This window comes from Microbispora sp. CA-102843, assembly GCF_050936215.1.
Lineage (GTDB): Bacteria > Actinomycetota > Actinomycetes > Streptosporangiales > Streptosporangiaceae > Microbispora.
On the sequence record NZ_JBNJNF010000001.1, the window covers coordinates 7,806,594 to 7,819,998 of the forward strand.

The window sequence follows — 13,405 nt, forward strand, 5'->3', positions numbered from 1 at the left end:
TCGAGGAGCAGGTGGTACGGCGTGCCGAGGTCGGCGAGGGCGGCGCGCAGCAGTTCGATGCCGCGCCGGTGCTGGCGCAGCGGCGCCTCCCCTTCGCCGGGGCCGACCGTGGCGGCGAACTCGAGCACGACGGGCAGCAGGTCGGGCAGTTCACCGGCGGCCAGCCGCAGGCCGTGGGCGCGGTAGCGCTGCTTGAGGATGAGCAGCGCCATCCCCCGCTTGCGGGTGTCGCCGTGCAGGTAGTACGTCAGGTAGAGGCCGGATCGGCGGCGCAGGTCGAAGGTCTGCACGTAGTGCCGCTGCACGTCGATCGGCGCGGTGCCGGCCAGCCAGGCGAGGAACTCCTCGGCCTGCCCGCGCAGCCGCGGGTGCTCGATCCGGGCGGCGGCGGCGCGCAGTTCGTCGCGGGTGCCGAGCAGTTCGGTGTCCGGGTAGGTGAGCAGCACCGACGCGAGCTGGAACAGCCGGGTCCGGTCGGCCGCCGTCACCGGGGCGGTGTCGATCGACGGTGTGGTCATGACCGGCCCCGCTGCACGGGGGGAACATGACGCGGCCGCCGTACCGGTCCGTCAGCGCACCGACCGGAATGCGGCCCAGCGACCCGACCACCACCGGCACCGCCACCACCAGCGCCTGCTGGAAGGGGCTCAGGTGCAGGGCCTCCTTGAACTTCGGCGCCAGCGGGCTGAGCAGCGCCCAGGCCCAGAAGTTGATCGCGAAGCCGACCGTGGCCAGGGTCAGCATCAGCGCCGGACGCCCGCCGGCCGGTCGGGCGTCCGGCTGTCCGACCGGCGCGTCCCCCGCACTCATGGTTGCCTCCACTGTGTATCCGCTCTGGTGCGGCGACCAGAGGTGTCACCGCCGGGCTTACACAGCGTCTCCGGCTGGTAGATCAGTGAGACAGGGACCTTTGACCTCTCTGTACGGGCCCCGCGTCACCCCTCACCGCCGCCGGCGACCGGCCACGAGGACCGGTCGCCGGCTTTTGGAGGAGGGGTCACACGGCCTGCCAGAGCGCCGGGACGTTCGGCGGCTCCCAGCCGGTCAGCGCGGTGTGCGCCTGGACGCACCGGTAGGTGCGCCCGTTGTAGGTGACCAGGTCACCGGCCTTGTAGGACGTGCCTGCGGTCCAGGCGCCGCCGGGCGTCGCCGAAGGGGTCGGGGTGGGCGACGGAGAGGGCGACGGGGAGGGTGACCGGGTGGGCGACGGGGTCGGGGAAGGACTCGGCGAGGACGAGGGCGTCGGGCTGGGACTGGGGCTCGGGCTGGGGCTGGGGCCGCCGGGGCCGACCTGGAGGTCGACGCAGTTGTAGAAGGCGTTCTCGGTGTCGGCGATGTTCCAGACGGCCAGCAGCTTGATCCGGCCGGTCCTGCCGCCCAGGCTCACCGTGTGCGTGACGACGGCCGGAGGCTCCTTGCCGTGGTCGTTGATGACCGCGATCCGCTCGTTGCCGATGTAGTACTCCCACGTGCTGGTGGCGTGGCGGGCCTCGATCAGCCACTTGAAGGTGACCGTGTCGCCGACCGTGGTGACGGGCCAGGGCTTGCTGTCGTCGTCGAGCGGAGCCCAGCGGGCGTCACCGCCGCTGCAGTTGTGCAGGCCCTTGGGCCCCTCGACGCTCTGCGGCTCCCAGATGATCTGACCGCAGTTGGGGACCTTGCCGGCGGCGCACCAGGCCTGCCGGCTCGGCGGGTCCGAGATGTAGCCGTGGGCCGAGGCGGGCGAGGCGATCACCACCACTGTTGTGGCGGCGACGACCAGCGCCGCCAGAGGCGCTAACAGTTTCCGCATGTCAGGCTTCCTCTTGCTGGGGGGTAGTGAGGCTAATATAAAAGAAAGTTTCCTAACAATAAACCCCGTAGTGGAATCCCGATACAGACGGGTGTCAGGAGCGGCGGCTACGCGGCCGCGGCCGTCTTCGCCTCGCGGCGCCTCTCGACGGTCTCCATGCCGACGAGGTCGTCCGGCAGCGCGTCGGGCATGTCGGCGTCGAAGCGGGCCAGTCGCCGTACGCGCAGCGCACCCGCCACGACGGCCGCCATGCCCAGCGCGCACACCAGGTAGAGGAACGCGACCCCGCGTCCGGGCCCGACGCCGATCAGCGCGCCGACGGTCGGGGCGAGCGCCCCGCCGGGGGCCAGCATGGGGTCGAACAGCGCGGCGCCCAGCGGTGCGACGAGTCCCATCCCGATCGGCAGGGTCGACCAGGCCACGAGCGTGTTCAGCGCGAAGACCCGGCCGTGATAGCGGTAGGGCACCTTGATCTGCACGATGGTCGAGTACATCGCGTTCATCAGGGTCAGGAAGTACGTCAGCGAGAACGCGCCCACACCGATCACGATCAGTGAAGGGCGGAGCCCGGTGACCACGCTGCCGGCCGCGACGGCCAGCGTCGACACGAGCACCCCGCGGAAGCGCCACTTGGCCGGCCCGCCCCATACGGCCATCGTCAACCCGCCCAGCATCACGCCGAGGCCGGTCACCACGGAGATCACGCTCACCTCGGTGAGCGTGGCGAACGACAGGACGAGCGGAGAGACGAGCAGCAGGAGCGGGGACAGGAAGATGTTCAGCACCGCGAAGAAGACGAGCATCGCCCGCAGGCCGCGTTCGTTCCACGTGTAGGCGAAGCCCTTGCGGATCTCGGTGCTCAGCGGTTCGCGCGGCCGCCACGGCAGCGTGTCCGGGAACCGGACCGCCAGCACGGCGACGATGGCGAAGACGTAGCTGGCCACATCGATGATCACGATCCCGCCCAGCTTGATCCAGGCCAGCAGCCCGGCGGCGATCAGCGGCACGACGAGCTGTGCGACACCGTTGGCCATCTGGGTGACGCCCATCGCGTGCCCGAGGTAGCGCTTGGGCACGAGCTGCGGAACGGCGGACGTGTAGGCCAGGCGCTGGAAGTTCGCCGCGATCGACAACGCGACGATCAGCAGGTAGACCTGCCAGAGCCGGAGCTCGCCGAAGAGGATCAGGCAGGCGAGCACGACCTGGATGCCCCCGCAGGCGAAGTCGGCCAGGAGCATGACCCGCCGTCTGTCGCCCCTGTCGACGATCGCTCCGGCCAGCGGCGAGATCAGCAACCCGGCCAGGTTGAGCACGGCCAGGATGGAAAACTGCGCGATCGAGCCGGAGTCGACGAGGATCGTCAGCGGCAGTGCCCATCCGGTCAGGGCCGACCCGATCATCGAGATCTGCTGGCCGGCGGCGACGGTGAGGAACCGGGTCATGCCGGGCCTGACGGCGGGCTCGGCCGCCGGGCCGGCATCGGACGTCCCCGACGCCGGGTCGGCGCTGGACGTCTCCGGCGTGCTCACGCCGTGGACCCACCACGTGTCGTCCGGCTCGTGCGGGGCGGGCCGGCCCAGCGAGCGGTGGGTCCGCAGGATCTCGGCCAGCTCGGCGGCCCGGTAGCGCAGGAAGTAGTGGCCGCCCTCGTCCAGCACCACGAGCGCGTTGGTGTCGGAGAGGAAGGCCCACTCCCGGTAGCGCTCCTCGTAGAAGTCGGTCGCCGGGTCGCGCTCGCCGACCACCGAGATGATCGGTGCCTTCAGCCGCCGCCGGTCCGGGGAGTCGAACAGCTCGGTGAAGAACTTCTCGGCCGCCTTCGAATCCCGCCGCATCGTACGGATGATCCGGTCGGCCACTCCGGGGTCGAGCTCGTCCAGGTCGACGCCGCGAGCCTTGAGCCGGTTGATATCGGTCTGGCTGCGGCTCAGCCGATCGACGTCCACGAGCCTCGACAGCCTGCCCAGCACTCCGCGCGGCCGGGCGAACGGGAAGATCGCCCCGATGTAGAGGGCCTCGACCTCGCGGCCCGCCGCCTCGACCCGGCGGGCCAGCTCGACCGCGAGAGCCGCGCCCACCCCGCAGTGGCCGTAGATCGCGATCGGTCCCTCGATCGAAAGGATCTCCTCGGCGCAGCGGGCCGCGAGGGCGTCGAACTCCATCGCCTCCTCGTCCAGGCCGATGTCGTGGCCGGGGATGGCGACGGCGTACAACGCGTGGTCGCCGGGCAGCGCGTCGGCCAGCGGCTGGTAGACGACGGCGCTGCCCGAGCCGTACGGCACGCAGACGTAGGTGAGGCCGGCGGTCCGTCCCGCCGGGGTGAGGCGCTGGAGCAGGGGTCGCGGACCCGCCGGGACCGGCCGCTCGGCGAAGGCGGCCAGCTCGCGCACGGTCCGGTGGGAGAAGACGTCGACCAGGCCGATCTGGCCGATGCCCGCCTTGCGCAGCTTGGCGACGATCTGGATGGCGAGCAGCGAGTGGCCGCCGAGGTCGAAGAAGTCGTCGTCGAGGCCGACCCGTCCGGCTCCCAGGACCTCGGCCCAGATGTCCGCGATCGCCTTCTCGGCGCCGGTCTCCGGCTCGGCATACTCGGTGTCGCCGGCGGAGGCGGCCGGGGCGGGCAGTGCCGCACGGTCGAGCTTGCCGTTCGGGGTGAGCGGCAGGGCCTCCAGGAAGACGAACTGCGACGGCAGCATGTATTCCGGCAGGATGCCGCGTACGGCCGCCCGCATCGCGGCCGCCTGGGCGGCTTCCTCCGGGACGCCGGCCAGGTAGGCGACGAGCCGGTCGGCCCGCACGACGACGACGGCCTCGCGGGCGCCCGCCCTCTCGCGCAGCGCCGCCTCGATCTCGCCCAGCTCGATGCGCAGCCCGCGCAGCTTGACCTGGTTGTCGAGGCGGCCGAGGAAGTCGACGGTCCCGTCGGGCAGCCAGCGGGCCGCGTCACCGGACCTGTAGAGGCCGTCGACGAACCGCTCGGCGGTCAGCTCCGGCCGGTCGTGGTAGCCGAGCGCGACGCCGACCCCGCCGATGTGCAGCTCGCCGGGCATCCCGACGGGCACCGGCCGGCGATGCCGGTCGAGGACGTGCAGCGTGATGTTCTGGATGGGCGAGCCGATCGGCACGCGTACGCGTCCCGAGAGCCGGTCGAGCGTGCACTCCCAGGAGGACACATCGATGGCGGCCTCGGTCGGGCCGTACAGGTTGTGCAGCTCCGCCGGGATCGTCCGCAGGCAGCGTGCGGCCAGGTCGACCGGGAGCTCCTCACCGCTGCAGATGACGCGGCGCAGGGAGGTGCAGGTGGCCGCGCCCTCCTCGGCGAGGAACACCGCCAGCATCGACGGCACGAAATGCGTGGTGGTCACGCCCTCGGCGTTGATCAGATCGCGCAGGTAGGCCGGGTCGCGGTGGCCTCCCGGCTCGGCCAGCACCAGCCTGGCCCCGGTCGTCAGCGGCCAGAAGAACTCCCACACCGACACGTCGAAGCCGGCCGGGGTCTTCTGCAGCACCACGTCGTCCGGGGTGAGGCCGTAGCGCTTCTGCATCCAGTCGAGCCGGTTGACGATGCCGCGGTGGCTGTTGGGCACCCCCTTCGGCCTGCCCGTCGAACCGGAGGTGTAGATCATGTACGCGGCGGTGCCGGGCTCTCCGGCGGGTTCAGGAGAGGTGACGGGCACGTCCGCCGCCTCCGCGAGCTCGTCCAGCAGGAGGACCGTGGCGTCGCCCGCGGCCAGATGCCGCTGCGCCAGCACCACGGGCGCGGCCGAGTCCGACAGCATGAACGCGAGCCGGTCGGCCGGGTAGTCCGGGTCCAGCGGCACGTACGCCGCGCCCGCCTTGAGCACGCCGAGTAGGGCGACCACGAGCTCGATCGAGCGTTCCGCGCAGACCGCGACCAGCGTGCCCGTGCCCACACCCAGGCCGGTCAGCCGGTGCGCCACCCGGTTCGCCCGCTCGTCGAGCTCCCGATACGTCAGCGACGCGCGCCGGAACGTCACGGCGGTCGCGTCGGGGGTGCGCGCGACCTGCTCCTCGACCAGGCCGTGCAGGGTGGCGTGGGCGGGGAAGCCCGCGGCGGTGTCGTTCCAGGACGCGATCAGCTCGGCGTCCTCCCCCAGCGGCAGCGAAAGCCTGCTGACCGGCACATCGGGCTCGGCGACGGCCGCCCGCACCAGCGCCTCCAGGTGCCCGGCCATCCGCTCGACCGTGCCGGCGTCGAACAGCGCGGTCTTGTACGTGAACGTGCAGGCCAGTCCGCCGCCCGGGGTGGGCACCAGATAGAGCTCCAGGTCATGGCGGGCCGAGCCGGGCCGCAGGGGAAAGTCCGACACCTCGCCGTCGTCGCTTCGGTTGGCGAAGTCGTGCATCGAGAACAACGTGTCGACCAGCGGCTGCCTGCTCGGGTCGCGCGGCACGCCGAGCTCGTCTACCAGCCGGCTGAACGGCAGCTCCTGGTGGTCGAGCGCCTCGATCACCGTGTCCCTGGTGCGGGCCAGCAACTCGGCGAAGCTCGGGTCGCCGTCGAGCCGGGCGCGCAGCACCAGCGTGTTGACGAACATGCCGACCACGTCGTCGAGCTCGGGCCGGGTGCGCCCGGCCACCGGGGTGCCGACCGCGAAGTCGTCCTGCCCCGAATATCGCGCGATCAGCGTCTGGAACGCTGCCAGCATCGTCATGAACCTGGTCGCGCCGTGCCGTCCGCCCAGCTCGGTGAGCCGGTCGACCAGCTCGGGGGCGAGCTCGTGGACGTGCGATGCGCCGTCGAAGCACTGGCGTGGCGGCCTGGGCCGGTCCAGGGGCAGGTCCGCCCTCGGCAGCGCGGCCAGTTCCCGCTGCCAGTAGACCTGCTCACGGTCGAACCGCCGCCCGCGCTGCCACAGCGCGACGTCGCCGTAGCGTACGGCGGGCGCGGCCGGGTCCTCTCCTCGGTAAAGCGCCAGCAGGTCGCGCATGAGCAGGTGGGCCGACTGGCCGTCGGCGACGATGTGGTGCACGAGCAGCGCGAGGACGTGCTCGTCCCGGCCCTTCTCCATGTCTCTGGCCACGAGCAGCGCCCTGAGCAGCGGCCCCTCCGCGAGGTCGAGCGGGGTCGCGCTCTCGGCGTCGATCAGGGCGACGGTCTCCTCGTCCGTCGCGGCCGCCGCCTCGCGCAACGGCACGTCCGCCTCGGGCACGACGTGTACGGCGGGCAGCCCCTCGTCCGTCGCCGGAAACCGGTGCCGCAGGCTCTCGTGCCGCTCCGGCAGCCGGGCCAGCGCCTGCCTGAGGCGGTCCACGTCGAGCGGCCCGCGCAGCCGTACGGCCATCGCGATCGTGTAGGTGGCGGTGCCCGGTGTGAAGTGCTCCATGAACCAGAGCGGTTCCTGGGCGGGGCCGAGCGGCGGCTCGACGCCCTCGGGGCGGCGCCGGATCGCCCCATCCGTTTGACCGGCCTCGCCGGACCGATCGGCCTGGCTGGACCGCAGTCGCTGTCTGAGCAGTTCCTTCTTCGCCTCGGACAGGCCGGCTGCGGACATCAGGTGAGCCCTTCGACGGTGGCTTTGAGCGCGTTCAGGAAGAGGGCTGCGTCCCTGCCGTTGATCAGGCGGTGGTCGTAGGCGAGGCCGATGTCGGCGAGGGTTCCTTCGCGCGGCCCGGCGACGGCGAGCGCGCAGACGGTGCCGGGGAAGACGAACGGGATCGCCAGCACGACCCCGTGCTCGGTGTGCAGGGTGACGACGAAGTTGGCGCCGGACAGGTCGCTCTCCGTGAACTCGCCGGTGGCGGCGGCGAGCCGGTGCTTCATCAGGGTCGTCGCGATGTCCTTCGTCGTACGGCTCCCCGCGTCGTGGACGACGGGGACGTACAGCCCCTCGCCGACGTCGACGGTGACGCCGATGTTCGGAGCTTCGGACAGCAGCGCCCTGGTGCCGTCGACAGTGCCGTCGACAGTGCCGTCGACAGTGGCGAAGAACAGCGGGAACCGCTCGTGCAGGCCCGCGACGGCCTGGACGAACACCTCCGCCGGCCCCACCGGGCGGCGGATCTCCATCGTCTTGGCCCGCGCGTACTCCAGCGCCGGGCCGAGATCCATGCGGACGACGGCGTACGCGGCGGGGATGGTCTGATGGGACAGCTCCACGGACCTGGCCACGGCCCGCTGCACCCGCGAAAGCCGGTGCTCGGCGCGCCCGTCGGTGGAGGTCTCGCCGCCGAGGGGTGTAGCGGCCACGCGTTCGACGTCGGCCCGCCGGACGACGGGGATGCCCAGTGCCCTGACTCGTTCGAGGTCGATGCCGAGCTCGTCGATGAGCGCCTGCGCGGGGGCCGTGATGAGCGGCGCCGAGTCCTCGGCCGTACCGTGCTGTGCCGTACCCCGCTGTGCCGTACCCCGCTGTGCCGTGACCGGTGACACCCTGTCCGGGGACGCCGGTTGGGGGCCGGAAGGTTCCGCCGTCCCGTCGATCGAGGCGATCACGTCGTCCGGGCGGCACCAGACCCCCGCCCGCAGCCGGTGGCGGAGGACGCCGGAGGCACCCGCGGTGAGCTCCTCGGCGGCCTTGGACGTCTCCACCAGCACGACCGCGTCGTCCTCGGCGACCCGCGCGCCGTCGGCGGCGAGCCACTCGACGAGGAGATATTCGGTGTCGTTGTTGTTCAGCTTCGGCACGCGGAGCTCAGCCACGGAGGGTCTCCCTGATCGCGCTGTGGATCGTGGACTCGTTCACGAGGGCCGCCCGCTCGAGATGAGCCGCGGTGGGAATGACCCCGCCGAGGGAGTGGATCAACGTGACCGGGTGGGCCAGGCGCCCCCAGTGCCGTCGATGGACGACGTGGGCCACCTCGGCGCCCCACGTCCCCCCGGCGGTGCTCTCCTCGACGACGAACACCCGGCGCGCCGCGCGGACGTCCGCGTCGAAGACATCGGGCAGGTCGAACGGATACAGCCGGGACGGCACCAGCAGCGTGCAGGCGATCTCCTCCTCGACCAGCAGCGAGCGCATCGCGGCCAGCACCCGGTGCGTGACCCCGCCGGGCGTGATGATCACGCAGTCGGGGGGACCGTCGAGGGACACCCTGGCCACGCCGTCGGAGAGCTCCACCGAGAACGGCGGCTCCACGGCGCCCATCGGGCGCGTGTAGAGGACCTTGTCCTCGAAGAACACGCACGGTTCCGCCCGGGCGAACATCTCCTCGAACACGGCCAGGTTGTCGTGGAACGGCGACAGCTCGTAGAGGGCAAGTCCGGGGATGCCGACGAAGTGCTTCTGCAGGCTCTGGCTGTGGGTCGGCCCGTAACCGCGCCCGCCGCCGACCGGGCAGCGTACGACCATGCGCATCGGCAGGCGGGAGCCGTACATGGAGACCGACTTCGACGCGAAGTTGAGCAACTGGTCGAAGGCGAGCGCGGCGAAGTCGCCGAACATGATCTCGACGATCGCCAGGTCTCCCGCCAGCGCGAGACCCGCGGCGACGCCGGTGACGGCGTTCTCGCTGATCGGGGTCGACAGGACGCGATCGGGGAAGCCGGTGGACAGCCCCCGAGTGATCTTGAAGGCGCCGCCGTACGGATCGACGACGTCCTCTCCCAGCACGTAGAGGTTCGGCTCCCGGGCGAGCAGGGCGGCCAGCGCCGCGTTCAGGTTCTCCGCGACCCTCACGGCCCCTCCCACCGTGCCCCCTCCCACCGTGCCCCCTCCCACCGTGCCCCCTCCCACCGTGCCCCCTCCCACCGTGACGGGGCCCTGCCCATGACCTCCGCGGCGACCGCGTCGATGTGCGCGCTCGCCTCCGCGTCGAGCCGCGGGAAGCGGTCGGGGCACGCCGCCGCGCACCGCGCGTACCAGTCCTGCTCGCGCAGAGCCTGTACGGCTGGGGCCGGCCTGGTGTCGTCGCCCTTGCTGTGCGGTCCGAGGCGCCGGGTGACGAACTCGACGACGAGAGGCGTCGCGCGGGAACGGACACGCGACACCAGGGGTTCGAGCGTGCGGCGGATCTCGGTGACGTCGGAGGTCTCGACGAGGCGGTGGTCGATGCCGAACGCCGCCGCCCGGCCCGCGATGCTCCCCGCCAGGTGCCGGGACGTGGGCGTCGACTGGGCGATGCCGTTGTTCTCGACGACGACGAGCAGCGGCAACGCCCACAGCGACGCGATGTTGAACGCCTCGTAGACCGCGCCCTCGCCGAACGTGCCGTCCCCGACGTAGACGCAGGCGAGGCGGCCGGGCTCGGCCCGCTTGAGGTGCAGCGCGACCCCCGCGGCGACCGGCAGGCTCTCGCCCTGCACCCCCGTGGACAGGAAGCGGTCCCTGTGGATGTGCTGGCTGCCGCCGACCCCGGCGCAGACGGCTCCCTCCCTGCCCATGATCTCCGCGAGCAGTCCGGCGGGGTCGCGAAAGCGTGCCAGGTAGTGGCCGTGCCCCCGATGGTTGCTGAACACGTGGTCGCGCGGGTCGAGCAGCGCCTCCATGGCGACCGGGATGTACTCCTGGCCGAGACAGGTGTGGGTCGTGCCGTTGAGCAGGCCCCTGCCGAACAGGTCGAGCAGCTTCAGCTCGAACGCCCGGATCATCAGCATGAGCGAGAGATCGGCGTCGTCCGGACCGGGCGTCTCCGCCGGGAAGACGGCCGGATCGGCAGGCTCGGCCGTGACGGGCCGCGTCACCGGCGGATCACCTGGAGCACGCCGGCGATCGTCGGGTTGTCGAAGAAGTCGTCCAGCTCGACCTCCACGCCCAGCCTCTTGCGCATGCGGGCGATGATCTGGGTGATGGTCAGCGAGTGGCCGCCGAGCTCGAAGATGTCGTCATTCGGCTCGATGGGAGCGAGCTTGAGCACCTCCTCCCAGATGGCGCGGATCTCGGCCGCCAGCGGATCGTCGAGATCCACTCCGGCACCGGTGTCCACGGTGTCCTCCACCGCCGGTACGGCACCCGCTGTCATGGAACTGGGGACGGGCCAGGCGACCACGGGTTCCCGGGTCGGCAGCATCTCCAGGGACCGGGTGGGATCCTGGGCGATCGCCGCCAGCACCGCCCGGAGGTCGTCGGCGAACCCGACCGGATCGGTCAGCTCGCCCGGGTCGTAACGGAGGCTGGCGGTCATTCCCGGCGCCGTCACCGCCGCGCCGTCGGAACCGTCGGTCCGGTCGGCAGGGTCGGCAGGGTCGGCAGGGTCGAGGACCTGGAGCTGCAGGGCGCCCCGCACCGCGTGGTTGAACGCCAGCCAGTCGACCTGACCGAACCCCTCCGCCGGTCCCGCGCCGTACGTCGCCGGAGCGCGCCGGTAGCTGACCGAGACGGGAGCGAGCGCCGCATGCGGTCTCAGCCCGGCGACCGCCCTGGCCAGGGGGACCTCGCGATAGGCGTACAGGCTCCTGAGCTCGGCGCGCAGCCCGGCGGCGAACGTCGCGAACGGCGCATCGGGCGACGGGCTCGAGAAGACGGCCAGTTCGTTGACGAAGGGGCCGACGTGTCCCGCCGACTCGGCGGTGCGGGTCGACAGGTCGACCGCGGTGACGACGTCGGCGTTGCCGTACGACATGAGGAGCGCGTGCAGCGCCGCGTGCAGCACCTCGAACCTGGTCAGGCCGGACAGGTCGGGGACGTCGAGCGTGAACTCCAGCAGCCGCCCCGGGCCGCCCCCGCGGGAGCGGAGCACCCCGCCCGGCACGACGGTTTCGTCCGGTTCGCGCCACCTGTCCGCCCAGAACGCGCGAGCCTCGCCGAGCAGGTCGGCCACCCGCTCCCGCTGACCGGCGGCGTGGTCGAGGGGTTCGAGCGGCGGCGGTACGGCACCGGCCGCGAAAGCGGCGAGGTCGGCGACCAGGATGTCCTTGGACCCGCCGTCGAAGACCAGGTGGTGGGCGACGATCACGAGGGTGTCGCCGACGAGCGTGAAGCGGACGAGCGGGCCGTTCTCCAGGTCGAAGGGCCGCCTGACGGCCTCCTCCACCGACTCCCCCGTCTCCAGGGACGGGGACCGGGTCGCGGGCACCAGGTGCGGCACGCCGTCGTGCTCCCGTACGGCCCGGCCCAGCAGCGGGTGCCGCGCGACCACGCTCGCGCACGCCTTGGCCAGGACGGCCGGATCGGGGGCGTGCGAGCCGTCGAAGCAGATCACGATCGGCATGTGGTACGCCGACCCCGCCCCCATCCGCTCGGTGACCCACATCCCATGCTGGGCGAACGAGACCTCCGTCATGATGCCACCTCTCGGAGTGAGCGCTTGTCGACCTTGCCGCCGTGGTTGCGTGGCAGGGCGTCGAGGGTGATGAGCCGTACGGGAAGCTCGTGCGGAGCGAGCAGGTCCTTCAGGAAGATCCGCAGCTCTTCGTGTGGGACGGTCCCGACGACGGCGACCGCGACGGCCTTGCCGAGCGTGGGGTGCGGCACCCCGAAAGCGGCCGCCTCGACGACGCCGGGGTGCCGGTGGACGGCCTCCTCGACATGGATCGTGGACACCTTGTAGGCCCCCGACTTGATCACGTCGCTCTCGCGGTCGACCAGGTAGAGGTAGCCGTCGCCGTCGAGGTAGCCGAGATCTCCCATGCGCACCCAGCCGCGGCGGAAGACCTCGCCGGTGGCGGCCGCGTCGCCGTAGTAGGCGCGGGTGACGGTCGGCGACCGCATCCACACCTCACCGGTCGTGCCGGGCGGCAGCGCCCCGCCGTCCGCCGCGGCGATCCTGACCGCCCCGCCGGAGACCGGGCGGCCCACGCTGGACGGCCGCTCGGGATCGTAGATCATCACGGTCTGCGCGGGCGCGGCCTCGGTCGAGGTGTAGTAGTTCGTGATCGTCGCGTTGGGGAACGCGGCGCTGAGATCACCCGCGACCCGCGCCGGCAGCGGCGCCGCCGCCGAGCCGAGCAGCAGCACGCTCGACAGGTCGTGCCTGGCCTGCACCCCCGCGGCGAGCATCTCGATCGCCATGGCGGGGACCACGAAGACCGTGCCCGCCCGGTAGTGCTCGATCAGCGCGGCGAACCTGCCGGGCGTGAAACGCGGCAGCGTGACCACCTCGGGGTGCGCGTCCACGGCGTTGACCAGCATCCACTGACCCGCGTTGGTGCCGACGGGGAAGGCGTGCGCGAGGTGCTTGGAATGGGTGAACGGCCTGCGGCGGCCCCCGCAGCCGTAGGCCAGGTTCGCGTGGGTGGCGGCGACCCCCTTGGGCCGGCCCGTGGTGCCGGACGTGTAGAGGATCTGCGCCGGGTCGCCGGGCGCCGCCGGTTCGAGATCCTCGCCGCCGCCCTCGGCGTACGGCAGTTCGCCCGGCCGCAGCACCGCCGTGGCGCCGCAGTGCGCGAGCATCGCGTCGACGTCCGCGCCGGCCAGGCGGTCGGAGAGCGGTACGGCGACCGCCCCCGCCCTGAGCACGCCGAAGAACGCGACGGAGTAGTCCAGCCAGTCGCCGTTGCCGAACACGAGGCCCACCCGATCGCCGCGCCGGATCCCCCGGCCGCGCAGCGCGCAGGCCACGCCGTACGATCTGCGCTCCCACTCGCCGAAGGTCAGCGAGCCGGAGCCGTGGACGGTCATCGCCACCCGGCCGGGATCGGCGGCGGCCCGCTCTCGAAGCAGGCCGGGAAGAGTCATGCTCACGATCGGCCCCCGGAAAGTCGCCAGGACGAGA

7 protein-coding genes and 2 pseudogenes are annotated in these 13,405 nt (G+C 72.1%); all 9 read right to left on the minus strand.

Features of this window, described 5'->3' with window-relative positions; all coding sequences use genetic code 11:
* Positions 1 to 56 precede the first annotated feature (56 nt).
* Positions 57 to 518: pseudogene (gene narJ / locus ACQEVJ_RS36085) on the minus strand (nitrate reductase molybdenum cofactor assembly chaperone); the annotation flags it as partial.
* 79 nt (positions 519 to 597) lie between these two features.
* A pseudogene (locus ACQEVJ_RS36090) lies at positions 598 to 810 on the minus strand (MFS transporter); the annotation flags it as partial.
* Positions 811 to 997: 187 nt separating this feature from the next.
* Positions 998 to 1,792, minus strand: a complete 795-nt coding sequence (locus ACQEVJ_RS36095) for a lytic polysaccharide monooxygenase (RefSeq protein ID WP_433109014.1) — start codon at positions 1,790 to 1,792, stop codon at positions 998 to 1,000.
* Positions 1,793 to 1,899: 107 nt separating this feature from the next.
* Positions 1,900 to 7,308 carry a non-ribosomal peptide synthetase/MFS transporter gene (locus ACQEVJ_RS36100; protein ID WP_433109016.1) on the minus strand — a complete coding sequence of 1,803 codons (5,409 nt, stop codon included), beginning with the start codon at positions 7,306 to 7,308 and terminating at the stop codon, positions 1,900 to 1,902.
* Positions 7,308 to 8,456 (minus strand): 2-oxo acid dehydrogenase subunit E2, encoded by a 1,149-nt coding sequence (locus tag ACQEVJ_RS36105; protein ID WP_433109018.1) that lies wholly within the window; start codon positions 8,454 to 8,456, stop codon positions 7,308 to 7,310. Before ACQEVJ_RS36105 ends, ACQEVJ_RS36100 begins: the two co-directional genes overlap by 1 nt.
* A complete protein-coding gene (locus ACQEVJ_RS36110) occupies positions 8,449 to 9,432 on the minus strand; it encodes an alpha-ketoacid dehydrogenase subunit beta (protein ID WP_433109020.1) in 984 nt (327 codons plus the stop codon). The genes ACQEVJ_RS36105 and ACQEVJ_RS36110 overlap by 8 nt, the downstream gene beginning before the upstream one ends.
* Positions 9,429 to 10,436, minus strand: coding sequence for a thiamine pyrophosphate-dependent dehydrogenase E1 component subunit alpha (locus ACQEVJ_RS36115; protein ID WP_433109022.1), 1,008 nt, complete (start codon positions 10,434 to 10,436; stop codon positions 9,429 to 9,431). Before ACQEVJ_RS36115 ends, ACQEVJ_RS36110 begins: the two co-directional genes overlap by 4 nt.
* On the minus strand, positions 10,433 to 11,974 hold the full coding sequence (locus ACQEVJ_RS36120; RefSeq protein ID WP_433109024.1) for a condensation domain-containing protein: 1,542 nt from the start codon (positions 11,972 to 11,974) through the stop codon (positions 10,433 to 10,435). Before ACQEVJ_RS36120 ends, ACQEVJ_RS36115 begins: the two co-directional genes overlap by 4 nt.
* Positions 11,971 to 13,368: a class I adenylate-forming enzyme family protein gene (locus ACQEVJ_RS36125; protein ID WP_433113171.1), complete on the minus strand. Its 1,398-nt coding sequence runs from the start codon at positions 13,366 to 13,368 to the stop codon at positions 11,971 to 11,973. The genes ACQEVJ_RS36120 and ACQEVJ_RS36125 overlap by 4 nt, the downstream gene beginning before the upstream one ends.
* Between the last annotated feature and the right edge of the window lie 37 nt (positions 13,369 to 13,405).